Consider the following 22,235-nt stretch of genomic DNA (forward strand, 5'->3'; position numbering starts at 1 on the left):
GATATATTCGCGATGAACGTAATGTCGAAGCCGTCCCTTGGCGCCTATACCATCATCGATCATACCTACGACGTCGTTGTCGTCGGTGCCGGCGGATCGGGGTTGCGCGCGACCCTCGGCATGGGTCAGGCCGGGCTGAAAACCGCCTGCATCAGCAAGGTTTTCCCGACCCGCAGCCATACCGTCGCCGCCCAGGGCGGCATCGGCGCGGCACTCGGCAACATGGAGCCGGACGACTGGCGCTGGCACATGTACGATACGGTGAAAGGGTCGGACTGGCTCGGCGACCAGGACGCGATCGAATATATGTGCCGGGAAGCGATTCCGGCGATCTACGAGCTTGAACATTTCGGCGTGCCGTTCAGCCGCACCGAGGATGGCCGGATTTATCAGCGGCCGTTCGGCGGCCATATGAAAGACTATGGCAAGGAGCCGGTGCGCCGCGCCTGCGCCGCCGCCGACCGCACGGGGCACGCGATCCTGCACACGCTGTATCAGCAGAGCCTGAAACAGGATGTGGAGTTCTTCGTCGAATATTTCGCGACCGACCTCATCATGGACGACGAAGGCGCCTGCCGCGGCGTGATGGCGTGGTGCCTGGAGGACGGCACGATCCACCGCTTCCGCGCGCAGATGGTGGTGCTGGCGACCGGCGGTTACGGCCGCGCCTATCTCTCCTGCACCTCGGCGCATACCTGCACCGGCGATGGCGGCGGCATGGCGCTGCGGGCGGGACTGCCAATGCAGGACATGGAGTTCGTGCAGTTCCACCCGACCGGCATTTTCCCGGCGGGCTGCCTGATCACCGAAGGCGCGCGCGGCGAAGGCGGCTATCTGACCAATTCGGAAGGCGAACGCTTCATGGAGCGCTACGCACCGACCGCGAAAGACCTCGCCTCGCGCGACGTGGTGTCCCGCTCGATGACCATCGAGATCATGGAGGGTCGCGGCTGCGGCCCGAACAAGGACCATATCCTGCTGCATCTGGAGGGGCTGAAGCCCGAGCAGTTGCACGAGCGTCTGCCCGGCATTTCGGAAACGGCACGGGTGTTCGCCGGGGTGGATGTGACCAAGGCACCGATCCCGGTGCTGCCGACCGTGCATTACAACATGGGCGGCATTCCGACGAATTATCGCGCCGAGGTGCTGCGGCCGACAGCGGAGAACCCGGACGCGATCGTCCCCGGGCTGATGGCGGTAGGCGAAGCGGCCTGCGTTTCGGTGCACGGCGCCAACCGGCTGGGCACCAATTCGCTGCTCGACCTTGTGGTCTTCGGCCGGGCGGCGGCGCATCAGGCGGCGAAAATCGTCACCTCCGGCGCATCGCAGGCCGATCTTCCGGCGCGCGCGGGGGAAGCCTCGCTCGACCGGCTGGATGCCACGCGCCATGCCAAGGGCGACACGACGGTCGCTTCCCTGCGCGACACCATGCAGCGTACCATGCAGAACCATGCGGCGGTGTTCCGCAATTCCAGGACGCTGAAGGAAGGTGCCGACAAGATGTCCGCGCTTTGGCACGGGCTAGGGGATGTCAGCGTCGCCGATCGCGGGTTGATCTGGAATTCCGACCTGATGGAGGCGCTGGAATTGCAGAATCTGATGGGCAATGCGCTAGTCACCATGGTCTCGGCCGAGGCGCGCCACGAAAGCCGGGGTGCCCATGCGCATGACGACTATCCCGAGCGCGACGATCATGAATGGATGAAGCACACGCTGGCCCATTGCACGACGGAAGGGGCGGTGTCGCTCGATTACCGCCCGGTGCGGATGCAGACCCTCACCAACGACGTTTCCGTTTTCCCGCCCAAGAAGCGCGTGTACTGACAAGAGGTTCCGAACCATGGCCGAACTGACCCTCCCGAAGAACAGCCGCGTCGGAAAAGGCAAGACCCACGAGGCGCCCGCCGGCGCCAAACGGGTCAAGGCGTTTCAGGTCTATCGCTGGAACCCGGACGATGGCGGCAATCCGCACACCGATACCTACGAGATCGATCTCGATGCGTGCGGCCCGATGGTTCTGGACGCGCTGATCAAGATCAAGAACGAGGTCGATCCGACTCTCACCTTCCGCCGCTCCTGCCGCGAGGGCATCTGCGGTTCGTGCTCGATGAACATCGACGGCACCAACACCCTCGCCTGCCTCAAACCGATCGAGGAGGTGAAGGCGGACGTGAAGATCAACCCGCTGCCGCACATGCCGGTGGTGAAGGATTTGGTGCCGGACCTTACCCTGGCCTACGCGCAGTATCGCTCGATCGAGCCGTGGCTACAGGCGGAGACCGCGCCGCCCCCGGATGTCGAGCGGCGGCAGAGCGTCGAGGAACGCGCCGAGTTGGACGGCATGTGGGAGTGCATCCTGTGCTTCTGCTGCACCACCTCGTGCCCGTCCTACTGGTGGAACGGCGACCGCTATCTCGGCCCCGCCGTGCTGCTCGCCGCCTATCGCTGGATCGCCGACAGCCGCGACGAGGCGACCGGCAAGCGGCTGGATGCTCTGGAAGACCCGTTCAAGCTGTATCGGTGCCATACCATCATGAACTGCACGCAGACTTGTCCGAAGGGGCTGAACCCGGCGAAGGCGATCGGGAAGATCAAGGAGTTGATGGTCGAAAGGCAGGGGTAACTGCGTTGCCCTGAGCCACTTCACCCGCGCGGCGATGGATTGCTTCGGTCGCTGCGCGACCTCGCAATGACGGGTGGGGGAGTTGTTGGCCTATCCGCGAGGCAGGCGGATCACGAATCGGGCGGCGATGGATTGCTTCGGTCGTTGCGCGACCTCGCAATGACGGGTGGGGGAGTTGTTGGCCTATCCGCGAGGCAGGCGGATCACGAATCGGGCGCCGATGATCGCGCCCGTCGCGTTGCGGCGGTTTTCGGCCATGATCCGGCCCTGATGCGCCTCGACGATCTGGCGCGAGATTGACAATCCCAGCCCGGAATGGCTGCCGAAACTCTCCGATTGCGGGCGTTCCGAATAGAACCGATCGAAGATGTGGTCGAGCTTGGCGTCGGGAATGCCCGGCCCTTCATCCTCGATCGCGAGTTCGATGGTGCTGCCGGTCTCGCGGCCACGCAGCCAGATTTTGCCCTGGGCCGGGCTGAACGAGACGGCGTTGCCGATCAGGTTGCGCAGCACCTGAACCAGCCGCCCCTCCGCGCCGCGCACCACCAAGCCGGCTTTCGGCGCATCGAGCACCATCACCGGATCGTCCGGCTTGCGCGTGGCGTCGTGGATTTCGGCGAGCGTCGCCAGGATCGGCGCGAGATCGACCGGCGCCAGGGCAGTGCGCGACATTTCCGAATCGAGGCGCGAGGCGTCGCTGATGTCGGAGATCAGCCGGTCGAGGCGCTGCACGTCCTGGGCGATGATGTCGAACATCCGCGCCGCGCGGACCGGATCGTCCATCCGCCGGATGGTTTCGATCGCCGAGCGGATCGAGGAGAGCGGATTCTTGATTTCGTGGGCGACATCGGCGGCGAACCGTTCGATCGCGTCCATCCGCGCCCATAAAGCGCGCGCCGAGGCTTCCAGCGCGCGGGCCAGCGCGCCGATTTCATCCTCGCGCGCGGCGATCGGCGCCGGCACCGGCTCGGCCAGCGCCGTCCTGCCCTCGCGCAGCCGCCCCGCCGAATCCGCGAGCCGGAGCAGCGGGGTCGCGATGGTCCGTGCCAGATAGGCCGACAGCAGAACGGTCAGCGCCAGCGCCAGAACGAACAGGCCGAGGATCGAAACCCGGATCGCGAATACCGCGCGATCGACCCCGCTCGCCTCGCGGGTCAGCAACACCACCCCGACGGAATGCTTCGAACGGACAATCGGCTCTGCCACCGTGATCAGCAGTCGCCCGTCCGGCGCGCGGCGAATATAGGGCGGTGCCTGATGCTTGTGCGGAATGCTGGTCAGGCGCAGCGCCTCGCGCACGCTGGGCTGCCAGCCAAGCCCGGCGGCGGCACCGCCCGAACCGGCGGGTACCCCGTCCGGGTTGGGCAGGAAGGCGAGAAACTGGTCGTAGACGAAACTGACCACGCGCGCGAAATCCCCGCGCGGCTGAACCGCCGGCAAGGGCTCGGTAATGATCGCGCCGCCCGGTCCCTGGCGGATGCGCGAATTCGCGATCACCTGCCCGTCGGACCCGTAGATCAGCGCCTGGGCGTTCGGCGTCGGTTCGATCAGCCGATAGAGCAGCGGCCGCGCAAGGTCCGGGTTGAGCGCGGGCTGGTTGGCCGCATTCGGCTGCACCGCCGATTCGGCCAGCGCGCCCGCATAAATGCGCGCCTGCTCGCGCAGCGCGGTGACCTCGGCGGTGAGCAATCCATGCTGGTACTGGTCGAGATAGAGCAGCGCCGCGACGATCAGGGCCAGCGGGAGGGCATTGACCAGCAGAATCCGGCGCAGCAGCGGCGACAGCCGCGCCCGCCGCCGCCGTGCCGGGGAAGTCGCTTCGCTCATGACTCCTTGTAACGATAGCCGATGCCGTAGAGCGTCTCGATCTGGTCGAATTCCTCGTCCGTCGCTCTGAACTTCCGCCGCAGGCGCTTGATGTGGCTGTCGATGGTACGGTCATCGACATAGACGTTCTCGCCATAGGCCGCATCGATGAGCTGGTCGCGGGATTTGACCATGCCCGGCCGCGCCGCCAGCGCCTTGACCAGCAGGAATTCGGTGACGGTGAGCTGGATATCCTGACTTTTCCAGAGGCATTGATGCTTCGTCTCATCCAGGGTGAGATGGCCGCGCGCGATCACCCCGGTCGGTACGACGCCCGATCCTTCGGCGCGGCTCGTTTCGTTGCGGCGCAGCAGGGTGCGAATCCGCTCCAGCAGAAGACGCTGGCTGAACGGCTTGGTGATGTAGTCGTCCGCGCCGAGACGCAGCCCCATCAGTTCGTCGAGTTCGTCGTCCTTGCTGGTCAGGAAAATCACCGGCATCGCCGAGCGGGCACGGAGGCGCTGGAGCAGTTCCATGCCGTCCATGCGGGGCATCTTGATGTCGAGCACCGCGAGATCGACCGGCCGCGCCATCAGCCCCTGCAGGGCGGATTCGCCGTCGGTATAGGTGCGGACCAGGAATCCTTCCTGCTCCAGCGTCATCTGCACGCTTTCCAGGATATTGCGGTCGTCGTCGACCAGGGCGATGGTATGTTTCATGGTTTTTGCTTCGCAGAGGCTTAATCGCAACTTTCTCGCCGTGACGTGACCGGAATATGAGGACAATGCAAGACCTCGCCGAACCGCCCGACGATATCCACCGCGAGGCGCGGCTGATTCTGCGCGCCGCGCGCGCCGGCAGTCTCGCGGTGATCGAGGATGGCGCGCCGATGATCGCGCTGGTCACCCCGGCGATCGCGCTCGACGGCACACCGCTGATCCTGCTCTCGCGGCTCTCGGCGCATACCAGGGCGCTTGATGCCGATGGCCGCTGCGCGCTGATGGTCGCGGGTGCCGCCACGGAGCGCAATCCGCAGACCAGCCCGCGCCTGTCCCTGACCTGCCGAGCCGCGCGCAGCGACGCGGCCGCGGATCGGGCACGCTATCTCGCGATCCACCCCTATGCCGCATTCTATGCCGGTTTCACCGATTTCGGGATATTCCGGCTGGAAATCCTTACCGCCCGCTATGTCGGCGGCTTCGCCCGCGCGGCGGCGCTCGACCCGGCCAGGCTTGCGCCGGGTGCCGAGGCTTTGCGCGACGGCGAGGCCAATGCGGCCGCGATCGCGTCGTTGAATCGGGATCGGGCACAGGCGCTCGATGCGATCGCCCGGCGCCATGGCGGCAGCGGAGCCGGCTGGCGGGTTGTCGCCCTCGATCCAGACGGCTTCGATCTCGCGCGGGACGATATCGTGTTCCGGGTGCCGTTTCGCCGGACATTGCGCCAATATGCCGATTTTCAACACGAAATTGCTGGATTCGGTGCCTGATAGCGTAATTGAGTTTCCGGTGGCGTCATTGTGTTTTCGTTTTCCGGTTTGGAAAAACCCGAAACCCCGTCCATATAGGGAAACTTCGACACCCGAGATGCTAGTGTGGTGGTTCTGAAGTTCCTACGCATATGCGGCGGCGATTTTAGGAACTTCAGAACCAAAAACCACACTAGAATCAAATGTTTGCTAGTGTCCCGATTCGGAAGTTCGTAAGGTGCTGGTTTGAACGACAACGAACTTCCGAATCGGGACACTAGACGCCCAAGAGACACCAAAGGAAAGAGATTTCGACGTGAACGCGAATGGCCTCGACTCCCTGAAACACGATCATGCGGCGCATCAGACAACGATCCTGACCGGAACCGGCGTACGCCGGGTCGCCGAACTTCACGCCAATCTGACACCGCCGAGCCTGGTTGCCCATGCCTTGCGCCGTGGCGAAGCCAGACTCTCGGCCGATGGCGCGCTCCTGGTGCAGACCGGCGTGCATACCGGGCGCTCGGTCGCCGACAAATTCGTGGTCGATGAGCCGGGCGTGACCCGCGATATCTGGTGGGGCAAGGTCAACCAGAAACTCTCGGCCGGGCACTTCGCCACGCTCAAGGGTCGGGTGCAGGCCTATCTGCAGAACCGGGAGGTGTTCACCCAGGATCTGTTCGCCGGAGCCGATCCGAAAAACCGGGTTCGGGTGCGTCTGATCACCACCAATGCCTGGCAGGCACTGTTCGCCCGCAACATGTTCATCCGCCCGAAAACCGAGGAACTGGCCGGATTCGAACCCGATTACGTCATTCTGCACGCGCCGGAGTTCGAGGCCGATCCCGAGATCGACGGGGTTCGATCCAGCACCGCCATCGCGCTGTCCTTCGCGGAGCGGTTGATCGTGATCGCCGGCACCAAGTATGCCGGCGAGATCAAGAAATCGATTTTTACCGTGATGAACTGGCTGCTGCCGGAGCGCGGCGTTCTGCCGATGCATTGCAGCGCCAATATCGGCAGGAACGAGGATGTGGCTCTGTTTTTCGGCCTGTCGGGCACCGGCAAGACCACGCTCTCCTCAGATCCCGAGCGGCGGCTGATCGGCGATGACGAACATGGCTGGGGACCGAACGGCGTGTTCAATTTCGAGGGCGGCTGCTACGCCAAGGTGATCGACCTTTCGGCCGAGGCCGAACCCGAGATTTTCGCCGCCAGCCACCGCTTCGGCACGGTGCTGGAAAACGTGGTGGCCGATCCTTGCGGCGTGGTCGATCTTGCCGATCGCACGCTCACCGAGAATACCCGTTCCTGCTACCCGATCGAGTACATCCCGAATGTCGAGCTGTCCGGGCGCGGCGGCCAGCCGAAACACGTGGTCATGCTGACCGCCGATGCATTCGGCGTGCTGCCGCCGATCGCGAAACTCACCGCCTCGCAGGCAATGTATCATTTTCTCTCCGGCTACACGGCGAAAGTCGCGGGCACCGAAAAAGGGCTCGGCAAGGAACCGCAAGCCACGTTCTCGACCTGTTTCGGCGCGCCATTCCTGCCGCGCCACCCCAAGGTATATGGCGAATTACTCGCGAAACTCATCGCCGAGCACAACGTGTCGTGCTGGCTGGTCAATACCGGCTGGACCGGCGGCGCCTATGGCACTGGCAAGCGCATGGCGATCAGGCACACAAGAGCGCTGCTCAACGCGGCCCTGTCCGGCGCGCTGGAGGGGGCAAAATTCCGGCCCGATTCGGCATTCGGGCTGATGATTCCCGAAGCGGTTGAGGGCGTGCCGGCGAGCGTGCTCGATCCGCGCACGGCCTGGACCGACAAGGCAGCCTATGACCGGCAGGCGGCCGAGCTGGTCGGGCGGTTCGAGACGAATTTCGCCAATTTCGCCGATCTGGTGGACGACGACATCCGCAACGCGGCGATCCGGTCGGCGGCATAATTCAGGCGCGCGGCCTGTCATCGAAACTTCATCGCGGCGATCTTCCGTGAGACGATCGGTTCGGTCATGGAAGATACAGATCGACAGGAGAATTCGATGACGGCTCGCCGCTTTGTCCTACCCTTGTTGCTTTCGACGGCCCTGCTGGCACCCGCGACAGTACTGGCGAACCCCGCCATCGAGGCGCCGGCGCCAAAAGCGGCATTGCCCTATTCGCTCAAGCCGTCGCGGGAACCGCGACTTTCCACCGCGCAGATAGCGAGCCTGATCCGGCATCGCATCAAATACGTGTTCGTCCTGTATCAGGAAAATCGATCCTTCGATTCCTATTTCGGCACCTATCCGGGCGCGGACGGGCTCTATTCGCAGCCGGCTTCCGATACGCCGGGCTTTACCCAGAAAATCATCGGCGTGTCCGGCAAGGTCGAGACGATCCGGCCTTTCGGGATCGGGCCGAAGCAATTCGCCGCCGATACCGACGATATCGACCATTCCCACCCGATCATGTTCGCGAAAATGCATATCGTGAACGGCCATGCGGAGATGAATCGCTTCGCGCTGATCGAGGAGAAGAAATACTGGACATCCGACGCGACACCCTCGCTCAAGGCCAAGCAGATGGGCGAACTCGCCATGGCGCACGAGGATTGCGACACGATCCCGATCCTCTGGCGCTATGCCGATCGGTTCGTGCTGATGGATCACATGTTCCAGGACATGGTCGGCCCGTCCACCCCCGGCAATCTGTCGATCTTCGCGGCGCAGACCGGCCTGACCCAATGGGCGCTGCACCCGCACGAAGCCTGGACGAGCGTGAACCAGCCGGGCGAGCCGGTCGATGCCGATATCGACCCGCTCTGGGGCTCGCGCGAAGACCCGTTCCACCACAGGCTCGTGCCCTATAACCCGCGCGACTACGCGCATGACGGGCCGGGCAAGGTCCAGCTCAACCAGACCTATGCGACGCTGGCGCTGACCACCGCCGGCGGAGCGGTCAAGGCAAAAACCAGCCACGATCTTAACCCGAAGACCGATCTCGCCGATGTCGGCAAGGACGTGGCGTTCATCCAGCATCTCGACCGGCACAAGATCGCCTGGCGCTGGTTCGAGGAAGGCTATTCGTCGAAGCCGGTTCCCGGCGATCTCGGCCCGAAGGACGCGGAAGGGGTTCACGCCTCCTACATCACCCACCATAACGGCCCGCAATATTTCGGCTACATCGCCAACAACCCGAAAATGGCGGCGGATATGGGCGGGCTGCGCGATTTCTTCGCGGCGGTGAAGGACGGCACGCTGCCGGCGGAAGGCGGCGTATTCTATGTGAAAGGCGGCTACATCAATGGATTCGGGATGAAGCCGGCCGATCCCGATCCGGCGGTGCAGCGCAAGTTCCTCGGCGACGACGATCATCCGGGCTATTCGGATGCCGAGATCAGCGAGGCGATGCTGGCCCGCGCGATCAACGCCATCGCACGGAGCCGATACTGGGCTCATGCCGCGATCATCATCACCTGGGACGATTCCGAGGGCGATTACGATCACGTGCCGCCGCCGGAACTCGCCAAGGCGCCGGACGGTACCGTGCTCAGCGACGGGCCGCGGGTGCCGTTCCTGGTGATCTCGCCCTATGCGCGGGTACATACCGTGTCGCACGCGATCGGCAGCCAGGCCTCGGTGGTGAAATTCGTCGATGCGGTATTCCACCTGCCGCCGCTGGCCACTCTGCCGGACGAACAGAAGGGTCGGGAAATCGGCGAGAAAAGGTTTGGACAGAAATACATGGGCCCGTTCGACGCCGAAACGCCGGACGTGACCAATCTGTTTTCCGCCTTCGACCCGGCAAGGCTGGACGGCAAGGCGAAACCCCTGCCCGCTTCCTATGCGATGGTGCCGGCTGCCTGGACCACCGAATTGCCGGCGCAAACCGGCGCCGATTGCAAGATGATCGGGATCGTGCCGACCAACGTGCAGTTGCGCATTCCGAATCCGATCCCGGCCGATTTCAACCCGCGCCCGAAAACCGATCCGACCAGGAGTTGATCGCCAAAAGAGAATTCAACCTTGACGTGCATATGGCGATCGTAGCACTCTTCGTTACCGTTCCAGCACGGATCGGCATTGCGGAGCAAAAACATGAAACTGGCCGTTGCGGGACTTGTCGCCATCGGGATGTCGCTCGCCGCCGCCCAAGGGATGGCGGCGAACGCCAAGCCAAAAAAACACGATCATGCCGATCCGGCAAAATTACGGGGCAAGGAATTCAAGACCCTTGCCGCCGCGAAATCATCTTGCGGATCGAGCCCGGTGGTCTGGGTCAACACCCACGGCGTGGTGTTTCATACCCAGAAATCGCGCTGGTTCGGCCATACCAGGTTCGGTGCCTATAGCTGCATGGACGCCGCCAAGGCCGCCGGATTCTGGCCATCCAAATATTAAAGCATGGCTTTAAGCGGAATCGCGAAGCGACCCGTAAAGCCATGAAATTGCTCGCTCAAACAAAGACCAGAGCGCGATCGACTGAAAGTCATCACGCTCTGCGTCGAATCGAATTCAACCCTTGTGCGGCGTGACCTTGTGCGGCGCCGCGGCCATGTGGGCACTCTGGCCCGGCACCTTGAACTGCGTGCCGTAAGACTGGTTGATTTCCTGAACCAGCTTGGCGTGCGGCGTGAAGAACGGCGCCGCGCTGGCGATCATTGGCGCAGCTACGCCAAGACCGGCAAGAAGAACGATTACCCGAGTGGTTTTGGTCATCGGAACGATTCCTTAGATTTACGCGATATCGCAGGGGGATTTCCTGCTCGCCCCGAGACATGGACGCTTCAGACCGGAGACAGAAGCCGCGATCGCGGCCTAAGACTTATGTTTGGCACGCATGAAATCGGCAACAAATTACGGCCTTCCACCTAAAGATTGAATACATGGCAGTCCGCGCGGAATCCAATATGGTAGCCTCATGAACATCGACCCGTTGCTGCACGAATGGACCCCGGAACTGACCGCCTGGCGGCGCGATTTCCATGCCCATCCCGAACTCGGCTACCAAGAGCATCGCACCGCCGCACGGGTTGCCGAACATCTTGCCGAATTCGGTCTCGAGGTCGCCACCGGGATCGGCGGCACCGGCGTGGTCGGTACGCTGCGCTGCGGATCGGGCAATCGCGCGATCGCACTCCGCGCCGATATGGATGCGTTGCCAATGGACGAAGCCAATGGGTTCGACCATCGCTCGCAAGCGCCAGGCCGGATGCATGGCTGCGGGCATGACGGCCATACCACCATGCTGCTCGCCGCGGCACGCTATCTCGCCACGACGCGCCGGTTTTCCGGCACGGTGCATTTCATCTTCCAGCCCGCCGAGGAAGGCGGCGGCGGTGCTGCGCGGATGATCGAGGACAGGCTGCTCGACCGTTTTCCGTTCGACGCGATATTCGGCGCCCATAACGACCCGAACCTGCCGGTAGGCACGGTCTCGGCCTCACCGGGAACGGTGAACGCGGCCTCCGACACGCTGACGATCCGGCTGACCGGCAAGGGCGGCCACGCGGCGCGGCCGCACCAGGCGATCGACCCGATCGTCGCCGGGGCGCAGATCGTGCTCGGGCTGCAAACCATCGTCGCGCGGCGGGTCGCGCCGACCGATTCGGCGGTGATCTCGATTTGCACCTTCAACGCTGGCAGTGCCCATAACGTCATTCCCGAAACGGCAATTCTGGGCGGAACGGTGCGAACCCTGCGACCCGACATCCAGGACCAGCTCGCGCGCGAAATCCCCGATCTGGTGCGCGGCCTCGCGGCGGCGTCGGACACCGAAGCTGAGGTGAGCTATGCACGCGGCTATCCGCCGGTGGTCAACGACCAGACAATGGCGGAGGCAATGGCGATAGCCGCGGCCTCGGTGGTCGGGGCCGACAGGGTGCGGACGACCCTGCCCGCCTCCATGGGCGGCGAGGATTTCGCCTATTACGCCCTGGCCCGGCCCGCCTGTTTTTTTCGGATCGGCCAGAGCGAGCCTGAGAAAGGCAATATCCCGCTGCATCATCCGCGCTACGACTTCAACGATGCGATTCTGCCGATCGGCGGCGCCCTGTTCGCGGCGATCGCCGAACAGGAACTGCCTGCGTGAGCGTGTTCGGCGCGGCATCGGCCGCGTTTCTGCTCGCGTTTCCCGCTCTGCTCTCGATCGTCAATCCACTGGGTGGCGCGATCATCTTCAACGAAGTCACCGGCGCGCGCAGCCACGCCGACCGGCTCGTCCTGGCGCGGCGGGTGGGATTGAACAGCGCGCTGGTGATGCTGGTTTCCCTCTGGTTCGGCAGCTACATCCTGAATTTTTTCGGGATTTCCCTGAACGCGCTCCGGCTCGCCGGCGGGCTCGTGGTCGCCGCGCGCGCCTATCAGATGCTGTCGGCGCCCGAAGCGCAGGAGGAGCGCAAACAGGCGCAGGCCGCGCCCGCCGAGGAAACCGGCGAAGACATTTCCGCCATCGCGTTCTTTCCGCTCACTTTACCCTTCACGACCGGACCGGGAACGATCGCGGTGGCCATCGCTCTCGGAACCCAACGCCCGGCGGACTATGGCGCGCCGCTCGCACTGTTTTTCGCCGGCGTGTCCCTCGCCGCGATCGCCCTCGCGCTCATCATCTGGCTGGCTTATGCCACGGCCGACCGGCTGGGCGCCATACTCGGCCCCACCGGCCGCCGCGTTGTCGCCCGGCTCGCGGCGTTTCTGCTGCTCGGCATCGGCGCCCAGATCATGCTGTCCGGCGCGATCCCGGTGCTTCATCAAGCATTGCACGGGTAGCTCCGCCACGGCGGGGCCACCCTGCCGAAAACGCAGCACTGAGGCAGTAGCGCTTACTCGTATCGCACCTTATTATCTCTCCCGCGATGGATACCCCTCCCAACGAACCCGATCTGCTGCTTCTGCTGCATGATGTCGCGCGCGCGATGCGTCTCGAACTCGACCGGCGCGCGCGCCTGCACGGCATGAACCGCGCGCAATGGGCGATGCTGCTCAAACTGGCCCGCCATCCGGGCTTGTCCCAGAAGGATCTCGCCGAATTGCTCGAGGTCGAGCCGATGACCGTGGCACGTCTGACCGACAGGCTCGAAGCACGCGGCCTTGTCGAGCGGCGGGCCGATCCGAACGACCGGCGCATCTGGCGCTTGCATCTGAAGCCCGCCGCCGAACCGGTCCTGCACGAGGTGGACGCCCAGCGCGCCGCCGTGGCGGCCGTGGTCACGCACGATCTTCCCGCAGAAACGATCCGCACGATGATCAGGGGATTGATCCTCATGAAGGCAGCACTGATCTCCCCCGAATGCAGCGTGAAAATTCAGGCGGCGACCAAAGCCCAACAGGAGATGGTTTGATGTCCCAGACGAGTTCCGCCTCCAGCGCGGTTGCGCGGGAAGCCGATGAACGCGAGACTAGAGCACGCGCCGACGCTCGGGCCGGCAGGCGTTCCAAGCTTCTGCGCCCTGTCCTCATGGTGGGCGGCGTTCTGGTCATCCTGCTCGCGGTATTGCTCTATTGGCTGTTCACCGGCGGATCGGTGTCGGTCACCGATACTTACGTCAAGGCGGCGCGGGTTCAGCTTTCCACCGATGTGCCCGGCTTGGTACGAACAGTCGAGGTTCACGATCATGAAACGGTAAAGCCCGGACAGGTTCTGTTCCGGCTCGACCCGTCGCGGTTTCTCGTCGCGATCGATCAGGCCAAAGCCCGCGTCGCCCAGGTCCGGCAGCAGATCAACGGCGCGCGCAAAAGCTATGCGGCGCAGCTCGCCAAGATCGATGTCCAGAAATCCATCGTCGAAAACGACCGGATCAATTTCCGGCGCTACGCCTCGCTGGTGCATGGCGGCGGCGTAACCCAAGCCGATTACGACAATGCGAAATACAAACTGAAAGGCGCCGAAGCGACGCTCGATGCCGAAGAGGCGCAAGCCGGCGTGGATCTCGCGAAACTGTCGGGCAATGCGAAAATCCATGCCAGCGACACCCCCCAGTACAAGGCGGCGGCGGCGGCGATGGCGACCGCCGAGCTGAATTATCGCCATTCGGTGGTGCGCGCTCCTTTCGCCGGTGTGGTGACCGAAACCGAGAAGCTGCAACCCGGCATGTTTCTTCCCGCCGGAACCGCCGCGTTCGGCCTCGTGTCGTCGAGCGATGTCTGGGTCCGCTCGCAGCCCAAGGAAACCCAGCTCACCTGGGTCAAGCCGGGCGACAAGGTGCGCATCCATGTCGATGCCTATCCGGGCAAGCTCTGGCACGGCGTGGTCGCGAGCATTTCACCGGCAAGCGGATCGAGTTTCTCGATCCTGCCGGCGCAGAACTCGTCGGGGAACTGGGTGAAGGTGGTGCAGCGGATTCCGCTGCGGGTGAACGTGGTGAGCGGGCCGAAGGATCTCGCGCTGCGCAACGGCATGAGTGCCGAAGTCACCATCATCACCGGACATCAGCACAAACTCTCCAACCTGTTCTGATCGCGGCGCGGGATCATGGCCGGCCAGGACGCCCCAAAAGAAGAGGTCATGCGGATCGGCGGCATGCCGCGCGTGATCGTCACGGTCGGGTGCATGATCGGCACGCTGATGCAGGCGTTGGATGCGACCATCGCCAACGTGTCGCTGCCCTATATGCAGGGCTCGCTGTCGGCGTCCTATGACGAGATCACCTGGGTCCTGACCTCATACGTGATCGCGGCCGCGATCATGACGGCACCCGTCGGCTGGCTCGCCACGCGGTTCGGCCGGAAGAACATCTTCCTGATTTCCCTGATTGGTTTCACGATCACGTCGATGATGTGCGGGGTGGCGACCTCGCTCGGGGAAATGGTGGCCGACCGGCTGCTCCAGGGCGTGTTCGGCGCGGCCCTGGTGCCGCTCAGCCAGTCGACCATGCTGGATATCTACCCGGTTGAACAGCGCGGCTCGGCGATGGCGATCTGGGGCATCGGCGTGATGATCGGGCCGATCCTCGGCCCCACGCTGGGCGGCTACCTGACCTATTTCTACAACTGGCGCTACGTTTTCTTCGTCAACCTGCCGTTCGGCATCGCCGCGACCCTGGCGCTCGTCTTCTTCATGCCGAAACGCGCGAAACGGCCGGCATCCGGTCATTTCGACTGGATCGGCTTCGGCGTGCTGTCGCTGTTCCTCGCCTCGCTGCAGATCATGCTCGATCGCGGCCAGGAAAAAGACTGGTTCGGCTCGACCGAAATCATCACTTTCGCGGTGCTCGCGGTCATCGGGCTTTATCTGTTCGTCGTTCACATGTTCACGGCCGAAAACCCGTTCATTCCGCGCGGCGTGTTCCGCGACCGCAATTTGAATGCCGGGCTGATCACGATGTTCGCGGTGGGCTCGGTCTTGCTGTCATCCTCGACCCTTATGCCGCCGTTTCTGGAAAAACTCGGCAACTATCCGGTCGAGGCGGCGGGTCTGGTCATGGCGCCGCGCGGGTTCGGCACCATGGCGGCGATGATGATCGCCGGGCGGCTGTCGAACAAGATCGATCCGCGTTACATGATGTTTCTCGGCTTCATGCTGCTTCTGGTCTCGTTCTGGATGATGATGCAGTGGCTGCCGAGTTCGCCGCAATCCTATCTGCTGGAAACGATCATCGTTCAGGGCGCCGGACTCGGCTTCGTGTTCACCCCGTTGCAGGTTGTCGCCTTCTATACGCTCGATCCCGGACTGCGCACCCAGGGCACGTCACTGCTCAGCCTGACCCGCAATGTCGGCATGGCGGTCGGTATTTCGATCACCGAAGCCGTCCAGGTGCAGATGGCGCAGGTTTCCCACGCCTCGATCTCCCAGAGCATCTCTCCGTTCGACCGGATGCTTCAGGTCGGCGGTTCGGTGGGAAAAATGCTCGACCCGGCGACGAAACAGGGGGCCGCTTTGCTGAACGCGATGATCGATACCCAATCGCAAATCATTTCCTTTCTCGATGCGTTCAAATTCATGCTGATCATCAGCATTCCGGCGGTGTTCTGCCTGCTGCTGATGCGCAAACCGCCCCCGGCCGCAACGCCGGCTGCCGACAAGCACGAGATGGCGGTGATGGAATGATCGCCGACGATACCCTCCCGGTCCGGTATTTCGAGGATTTCGCGGCGGGCCTGATCGCCACGACCGGCGAGGTCGCCGTGACCGAGGCCGACATGATCCGTTTCGCGACGGAATTCGACCCGCAGCCGATGCACACCGATCCCGAAGCGGCTCAGGCGATCACCGGCGGGTTGATCGCCAGCGGCTGGCACACCGCCTCGCTCACCATGCGCCTGCTGATCACCGGACGCGGATACCGCCCGGCTCCCGGCACGCTCGGGCTTGGTTTCGAGGAGCTGCGCTGGCACCGCCCGGTTCGCCCTGGCGACCGGCTGCGGCTTCAGGTCGAACTGCTCGCCACCCGGGCCAGCGCGACCCGCCCCGACCAGGGCATCATCACCTCGCGTTTCACCACGCTCAATCAGCGCGACGAGATCGTACAGACCATGACCAGCAGCGCGATGGTACCGCGCCGGCCGGTCACGGATCAGGCGGATTTGGACACGGCGCGGAGCGTTTCGTAGCGCGGGTTCTTCCGCCCTATTTCGTGCCGAACAGCCGGTCGCCGGCGTCGCCGAGACCGGGGCGGATATAGGCGTTCTCGTCAAGCGCGCGATCGATCGCCGCGGTGAAGATCGACACATCGGGATGGGCTTCGCGCAGTACCGCGACACCTTCGGGAGCGGCAATCAGGCAGACATATTTCACCCCCCTCGCCCCGGCGCGCTTCAGCCTGGTGATCGCCGCGACCGCCGAATGGCCGGTCGCGAGCATCGGGTCGACCACGATTGTCAAGCGCTCGGCGACGTCGTCCGGCACCTTGAAATAATATTCGATCGGCAAGTGGCTGGCCGGATCGCGATAGACGCCGACATGGCCGATCCGCGCCGAGGGAACCAGGTCGATCATGCCGTCGAGAATCCCGTTGCCGGCACGCAGGATCGAGATGAAGCAGAGTTTCTTGCCGGAGACCTGACGCGCGGTCATCGGCTCCAGCGGCGTCTGGATATCGACGGGCTGCAATGGCAGGTCGCGCAGCACCTCGTAGCCCATCAGCAGGCTGATTTCCCGCGTCAGCCGCCGGAACTCGCCAGTGGGGGTGGTGGCCATGCGCAGCAGGGTCAGCTTGTGCTCGATCAAAGGGTGATCGATCACCGTGACGGATGAGGTCGTATCGGCCCCGCCGCTCATCGCACACGCACGGGCTGGGCGCTGCGCGGACGCGGCACGGTCTTTGCCACCGTCTTCGCCTTGTCCGCCTTCGGCGTCGTCCGCCGCTTGACCGGAGCGGCGGCGGCATCGCCGTTCCGTGCGGCGTGGCCAGCGGCGCGGCGCGGCGCAACCTGATCCGCGGCCACGCGTTTTCCGGTGATGCGCTCGATCTCGGCGCGGAACGCGAGAAGGTACTTCTTGAGGTCGAGTTCGCGCGCGGCATAGTCCCGCGCCCCCGCGGAAAGCCGGGCCGCGAGGGCACGATCGTCGAGCAGGCCAAGCGTGGTGCGCGCAAGCGCCGCCGGATCGAGCGTCGGGCTCACCAGCCCGGTTCTGCCATGGTCGACGAATTCGGTGACCGTTTCGGTGTCGGAGCCGATCACCGGCGCGCCGATCGCCAGCGCTTCACGCAGGCTCCAGGACGCAACGAACGGATACGAATAGTAAATATGGGCATCGGAACGCTGCAGCAGTCTGATATGATCCTCGTACGGGATGCGGCCGAGAAAATGCACCCGTGCGAGGTCGATCCGGCCGCCGACCTCCTTCATCATGATCGATCGCCAGGTTCCGCTCTCCGGCGCGGCGCCGTAGCTGACCTCGTCGCCGCCGACGATCGACACGACGGCATCCTTTCGCTTGGCCAGGATGGCCGGCAGGGCGCGCATCAAAACGTGGAATCCACGATACGGCTCGAGATTGCGCGCCACATAGGTGATCAGCTTCTGTTTCGGCGTCACGGTCAGCTTCCCGACCGACAGCGTGCGGCGCCTGATCGCCGGGTCCGGCTTGCAGATGTCGAGATCGACACCTTCGCGAATGATGGAAATGCGCGAGCGCGCCCATTCGGGATAGGTTTTCCATTGCCAGGCAGTCGGCGTCTGGCCGAACTGCTCCAGGGCGGTCGCGAGGTGATTGACGCCGTTCTTGGCCCGGACCGCGCCGAACCGCTCGGGCGACATCGGAAATTCCGGGTCGAAATTCACATCGGTGCCGTCCAGCCGGTAGTAGAACTCGAAATAGCCGAGGATCGGCACGCCCGGAAAAATATCGACGAGATTGAGCAGCTCGCCCCAGCCATGATGACCGATGATCACGTCCGGCTCGAAACCCAGCGCCTTGATCTGCTTGGCGCCGGCATAGCCGGCCTCGGCGCGCCGCATCGCGACATCGAATTCACGGGCGCTGGGATGCACGGCGGCATGAGTCGCCGGCGGCCGCGCATAGGTGACTTTTCGGACCCCGGCGATCTGGTTGCGGTTCGGCTCGGTCATGAACACGATCTCATGGCCGCCCTGGGCCAGGAGATCGCGAACGATATGCAGATACTGGCCCGGAAAATTCTGATGAACGAAAAGGAACTTCACGTGCTTGCGGGAGGTATCAGCGGCGGCCGCGCGCGGCAGCCTTGACCCGGCCGCGCGGCACCAGGCTGATCCGAACCGCCTCGAGCGCCGCGAGACTGTCGGCTTCGCAAGTTTCGTCGTTGCCGACCGGACCTGCCTTCGACCCGTCGACAAAGCTAGCCTCGCAGGCGATATCGAAGCGTTCCGCCGCCTCGCCCTGCAGGCGAACCCGCAGACCAAGCAGCGGCAGGGCCATGCCCCGGCTGCCACAATACTGGCCGGCTTCGACCCAAGGCGAGAGCCAGCCGCGGCCGAGCACCGCCTGATACGAGAAATCGACCGGCGCGATCCCTTCGGGTGCCGCGATCGCGATCCCTTCGATCCACGTTCCGGTTCCGGGCTCGCCGAGCCAGTCGCCGAATTTCGCGCCGACATCGCCCCTGGTCTGGATATGCGCGAGCACATCCATGACCTCGGGAGGCTGGGCGGGTGCCGTCGGCGCCGGAGCCGCGCCGTTGGCAAGGCGCATGACCTGAAGCCGGGGCGCGGCATCGGCCAGCCCGGCAATCTGATAGACGGTGACGAGGATCTGCGCCGGACCTTCGGAAACCCGCACCAAAGCCGCATCGCCATGGCCGGAAAGCCAGCCATCGGCGCGGAATCCGGTGATTTCGATCCCTGTCGCGCCGATCGGCGGCGGCGAGATCCGCACTCCAGGCAGCCCCTGTTCGCCGGTCGCCGCCGCGCTGGCTTCGTTGACGATGCAGAAAAGGCCGGAATCCAGGGTCATCAAATGACCGGTGACTTTCAATTCCTGTATGGAACCGGCCTGCAGGGCCGGCTTCGGCGCTTGTTCCGGTTCGGTTTTCTGGACGGCGGCTCTGGACATCAAGGCGTCTCCGTTAGGGCACTGGTCAATATTGAGCGATGGCGCGTAGGTTCGGCATCGGCGAACGATTATTGAGATCGCCCAAATCCGGCCGCCACGCAAGGAGCGCATCGTTGATCCGCTGCACGGGCATTCCGAGCGGCAAAACCAGGCCGCGACCGGTCGCCCTGATCCGCTCGGCCTGAGCGCCAAGATCGAACGTAACCGCATACAGGCCGCCGCGCCATGCCTCGCTGAGGGCGAAGCACCAGGTTTCCGGCCAGATCGACGGCAGAAAGGCGAGATGCGCCCCGGAACGCCGGATCAGATCCCCCGCCTCGCCCTCCTGATAGGGGCCGGTGATGATGATTCGGTCCGTTTCGATCAAGGGTGCGTCATCCTCGCTGGCGCCAATCACCACAAAGGACAAAGCCAGGTCGCGGGCGGCGGCATCCCGTGCGCAGTCGAGCAGGACATCGTAGCCCTTGGCCGGACCGATCCCGCCGACGACCGCGATCAGGCGGTGGCCTACCCCCACGGGTGGAGGCTTCAGCGCCACGGATACCAGATCGTCCTCCCAGCCCGTCACCGCTACCGCGATTCCGGGGAAATGCCGACGCAGCCGCCGTGCCGCATCCTGTGACGGCGCGACCACGCGGCGCGCGGCGTGCAACTCGGCACCGGACCGGGCGACGAGATCGGCCGGGGCGATCGGGTCGGTCAATTCGCTGCCGGCCTCCTCGATACAGGCAACGCAGCCATCGACATCCGGCTCGCCGCAATACCGGCGGCGCGGCCCGATCAGATTCACTCGCTTGCAGAAAACCGAATAGTCGTGAATCACGTGTTCGGCCGGAACGGCGAGCCGCTCGGGCAGCGAGCGGATCAGCGGATGATGACCGAGCGTGTGGTGAAATTCGACGTGTTTGACGCGCTCGGCCTTCAACAATGCGACCAACCTGTCGATCTCGCGCGGCAGGCGATATGTCAGGTTGGGAAATTCATTGGAATGACCATCGGTAACGCGCGCCGCGCCGATGCCGGATTCGCGCTCCTCCGTGGTGGAAAAATCGGGCTGCACCAGGATCGGGCGCAAACCCTCCGCCCGCAATTCGGCCATCCGGGCCTCGACGACACGGGCGATACCGCCGCCATGATCGTGCGAGACCAGAGCGACGGCGCCGTTGCGGACCCGCCCGATCCGAAACCGGGCATGGTCGAGGCGGCGGCGCGAATCCCGGAGCGGGTCTGACTGATGGTGAGCTTCGATCAGGGCGTGATAGCCCGGATGCAGCCGCTCCAGCAGGGCGAGATTGCGGGCGCATAGCGCGGCACCGGCCGGTCCGAACGAAGCGCCGCCGCGATGGGCCACGAAAACCCCCGGTACGCCGACATGGCGGAAACCGAGGCCGGCTGCCCGCCTGCACCAGTCATTTTCCTCGCCATAACCCTGGGCGAAGATGTCTTCCCTGAACAGGCCGGTCGCGGCGAGAGAATCATGGCGAATCGCCATGCAGAACCCGATCGCTGTCGGGATATCGATCGCGGCATCGCGGTTCGCGCGCCACGCCAATCGATCGATCGTCGCGACCTCGGCCGGATCGGGTGCGGGATTGCCGCCGCCGCGCGATGGATAGCTCAGGATCGTCGCCTCGTTCGACAGCGGCGTGGCGCTGGCAATGTCCGGCCCCGCATAGAGCGCGGCGTGAAGCCGCGCCGGCGCGCCTGCGGGCAGCAGGATGTCGGCGTTCAGCAGCAGAATATCGCACGCGCCGAACCGGCGCCGCGCGGCACGCATCCCGGCATTCGCGGCACAAGGAAACCCGCGATTGACCCGATGACGAACCAGAATGATCCTGCCGAGACGGCGTTCCTCATCGAGGAACCGCTTGAGACCGGGCTCCGGCGAGGCATCGTCCACCACGATGACCGGGACCGGCTCATCCAATGAAGCGTGGAGCGAGTTCAGAGCCGCCTCGGTCGTCCCGATATCGCGATAGACCGGCATGACCACGCACAGACGCGCGCGTGGCGGCAAGCTTCGCCGGACCGGCCGCGTCGCGACCGGTTCAAGCCCGGCAACCAATTGCGGATCGATCGGCGAGCCATATAGCGGGGTGCCGTGCGCCGTTTGGACCCGGAACGGCGGAGTGAGGCCCCGCAACGTCCTGGCGCCGATCCGAAACCCGTGACGGGGCAGGAACGGCGCCTGAACCGCCGGTTCGAGCATCCGGCGAGGCCGGATATTCCGCCACCGCCCAGCCGAATCGACCAGAACCAAAACGGGCGACCGGCTCGGCGCGGCCCAATTGATCGCCCAGCCGGACATGCCTGCTCCATCCGCCTCGACGATACCGTCGATCCGACGCAATGAAGCGAGATCAATCGGGCTGCCGAGCAGGCGACTGCCATCGGAAGTGACATCCAGCCGCGACGCCTCTTCGTGTACCACTGAACGAGGCGCTTCGATCCGCAGCCGCTCCCCAGCGGCGATACCGCACCAGCCCTGCATCCCATTGCTCCGCGCGATTTCTCCGGCAAGGCGCCCGAACGTCGCATCCGGCGGGATCTCATAGCGTCCCAGCATGGCATCGAGAGCCCGCGCCGCCCTCGCGCGATCGCCGTCGCGCTGGCTTACCCGCGCCAGCGCGATCCATGCGGCGGAGCAGTCGTAGCCAGCGGCGATCGCCTCCAGTTCGTCGCCAGCCTTGGAATCGCCCAAGGCGGCAAGCACCAGTGCCAGATCGAAACGCGGCCTGGGGTCATCCGGTGCGATCCGGCAGGCGCGCTCCAGCCAGAAGCGCGCGCGCGGAAAATCGCCGGCATCGAGTGCAATTCTGCCGCGCGACCACGCATCGGCGGCCTCGCGATCGCGCCTTTGCCGGACCGGGTCGGCAGTCATCCC

At 64.5% G+C, this 22,235-nt stretch carries 19 protein-coding genes; 12 read left to right on the forward strand and 7 right to left on the reverse strand.

The features are described 5' to 3' along the window. Positions 1-12: 12 nt before the first annotated feature. Both sdhA and AiwAL_RS03320 read left to right on the forward strand, forming a co-directional pair. On the forward strand, positions 13-1,824 hold the full coding sequence (gene sdhA / locus AiwAL_RS03315; RefSeq protein ID WP_262312105.1) for a succinate dehydrogenase flavoprotein subunit: 1,812 nt from the start codon (positions 13-15) through the stop codon (positions 1,822-1,824). Positions 1,825-1,840: 16 nt separating this feature from the next. Further along, positions 1,841-2,623 (forward strand): succinate dehydrogenase iron-sulfur subunit, encoded by a 783-nt coding sequence (locus AiwAL_RS03320; protein WP_262312106.1) that lies wholly within the window; start codon positions 1,841-1,843, stop codon positions 2,621-2,623. 183 nt (positions 2,624-2,806) lie between these two features. Here the strand turns inward: AiwAL_RS03320 and AiwAL_RS03325 are convergent, their stop codons facing one another. Further along, positions 2,807-4,450, reverse strand: a complete 1,644-nt coding sequence (locus tag AiwAL_RS03325) for a stimulus-sensing domain-containing protein (protein WP_235703222.1) — start codon at positions 4,448-4,450, stop codon at positions 2,807-2,809. Continuing rightward, a complete protein-coding gene (locus AiwAL_RS03330; protein ID WP_235703221.1) occupies positions 4,447-5,148 on the reverse strand; it encodes a response regulator transcription factor in 702 nt (233 codons plus the stop codon). The genes AiwAL_RS03325 and AiwAL_RS03330 overlap by 4 nt, the downstream gene beginning before the upstream one ends. Before the next feature lie 65 nt (positions 5,149-5,213). Here AiwAL_RS03330 and AiwAL_RS03335 point away from each other — a divergent pair, with 65 nt between their 5' ends. From AiwAL_RS03335 to AiwAL_RS03350, 4 genes are all read left to right on the forward strand, one after another. Then, positions 5,214-5,918 carry a HugZ family protein gene (locus tag AiwAL_RS03335; protein WP_262312107.1) on the forward strand — a complete coding sequence of 235 codons (705 nt, stop codon included), beginning with the start codon at positions 5,214-5,216 and terminating at the stop codon, positions 5,916-5,918. Between the two features lie 295 nt (positions 5,919-6,213). Continuing rightward, complete coding sequence (locus AiwAL_RS03340; protein WP_408851170.1) at positions 6,214-7,845, forward strand: phosphoenolpyruvate carboxykinase; 1,632 nt, start codon at positions 6,214-6,216, stop codon at positions 7,843-7,845. 96 nt (positions 7,846-7,941) lie between these two features. After that, entirely contained in the window at positions 7,942-9,885 is a 1,944-nt protein-coding gene (locus tag AiwAL_RS03345; RefSeq protein WP_262312108.1) for a phospholipase C, read from the forward strand. A gap of 93 nt (positions 9,886-9,978) precedes the next feature. Next, positions 9,979-10,281, forward strand: a complete 303-nt coding sequence (locus AiwAL_RS03350) for a hypothetical protein (protein ID WP_262312109.1) — start codon at positions 9,979-9,981, stop codon at positions 10,279-10,281. Between the two features lie 114 nt (positions 10,282-10,395). Here AiwAL_RS03350 and AiwAL_RS03355 read toward each other — a convergent pair whose 3' ends face one another. After that, entirely contained in the window at positions 10,396-10,599 is a 204-nt protein-coding gene (locus AiwAL_RS03355; protein ID WP_235703216.1) for a hypothetical protein, read from the reverse strand. A 202-nt stretch (positions 10,600-10,801) separates the two neighbouring features. On the opposite strand from AiwAL_RS03355, the gene AiwAL_RS03360 reads away from it, so the two are divergent. The 6 genes from AiwAL_RS03360 to AiwAL_RS03385 all read left to right on the forward strand — a co-directional run bounded on the left by AiwAL_RS03360 (position 10,802) and on the right by AiwAL_RS03385 (position 16,428). Next, positions 10,802-11,971: a M20 aminoacylase family protein gene (locus AiwAL_RS03360; protein ID WP_235703215.1), complete on the forward strand. Its 1,170-nt coding sequence runs from the start codon at positions 10,802-10,804 to the stop codon at positions 11,969-11,971. Then, on the forward strand, positions 11,968-12,648 hold the full coding sequence (locus AiwAL_RS03365; RefSeq protein WP_235703214.1) for a MarC family protein: 681 nt from the start codon (positions 11,968-11,970) through the stop codon (positions 12,646-12,648). The genes AiwAL_RS03360 and AiwAL_RS03365 overlap by 4 nt, the downstream gene beginning before the upstream one ends. A gap of 146 nt (positions 12,649-12,794) precedes the next feature. After that, on the forward strand, positions 12,795-13,220 hold the full coding sequence (locus AiwAL_RS03370; protein ID WP_262312110.1) for a MarR family winged helix-turn-helix transcriptional regulator: 426 nt from the start codon (positions 12,795-12,797) through the stop codon (positions 13,218-13,220). Further along, complete coding sequence (locus tag AiwAL_RS03375; RefSeq protein ID WP_262312111.1) at positions 13,220-14,335, forward strand: HlyD family secretion protein; 1,116 nt, start codon at positions 13,220-13,222, stop codon at positions 14,333-14,335. Before AiwAL_RS03370 ends, AiwAL_RS03375 begins: the two co-directional genes overlap by 1 nt. Before the next feature lie 15 nt (positions 14,336-14,350). Next, positions 14,351-15,925, forward strand: coding sequence for a DHA2 family efflux MFS transporter permease subunit (locus tag AiwAL_RS03380; protein WP_235703211.1), 1,575 nt, complete (start codon positions 14,351-14,353; stop codon positions 15,923-15,925). Then, the gene (locus tag AiwAL_RS03385; protein WP_262312112.1) at positions 15,922-16,428 is read left to right on the forward strand and encodes a MaoC family dehydratase; all 507 of its coding nucleotides are present in this window, start codon (positions 15,922-15,924) and stop codon (positions 16,426-16,428) included. Before AiwAL_RS03380 ends, AiwAL_RS03385 begins: the two co-directional genes overlap by 4 nt. Before the next feature lie 16 nt (positions 16,429-16,444). On the opposite strand, the gene upp is transcribed toward AiwAL_RS03385, so the two are convergent. Genes upp through AiwAL_RS03405 form a run of 4 tightly spaced genes read right to left on the reverse strand, consistent with a single transcriptional unit; the run spans position 16,445 to position 22,232 of the window. Beyond that, complete coding sequence (gene upp, locus AiwAL_RS03390) at positions 16,445-17,095, reverse strand: uracil phosphoribosyltransferase (protein ID WP_262312113.1); 651 nt, start codon at positions 17,093-17,095, stop codon at positions 16,445-16,447. Beyond that, positions 17,092-18,483: a glycosyltransferase gene (locus AiwAL_RS03395; protein WP_235703208.1), complete on the reverse strand. Its 1,392-nt coding sequence runs from the start codon at positions 18,481-18,483 to the stop codon at positions 17,092-17,094. Before AiwAL_RS03395 ends, upp begins: the two co-directional genes overlap by 4 nt. 16 nt (positions 18,484-18,499) lie before the next feature. Beyond that, a complete protein-coding gene (locus AiwAL_RS03400; protein WP_262312114.1) occupies positions 18,500-19,351 on the reverse strand; it encodes a hypothetical protein in 852 nt (283 codons plus the stop codon). A 25-nt stretch (positions 19,352-19,376) separates the two neighbouring features. Then, positions 19,377-22,232 (reverse strand): glycosyltransferase, encoded by a 2,856-nt coding sequence (locus AiwAL_RS03405; RefSeq protein WP_262312115.1) that lies wholly within the window; start codon positions 22,230-22,232, stop codon positions 19,377-19,379. Positions 22,233-22,235 lie beyond the last annotated feature (3 nt).

It is taken from the genome of Acidiphilium sp. AL (genome assembly GCF_025499445.1).
GTDB classification, from domain to species: domain Bacteria; phylum Pseudomonadota; class Alphaproteobacteria; order Acetobacterales; family Acetobacteraceae; genus Acidiphilium; species Acidiphilium iwatense.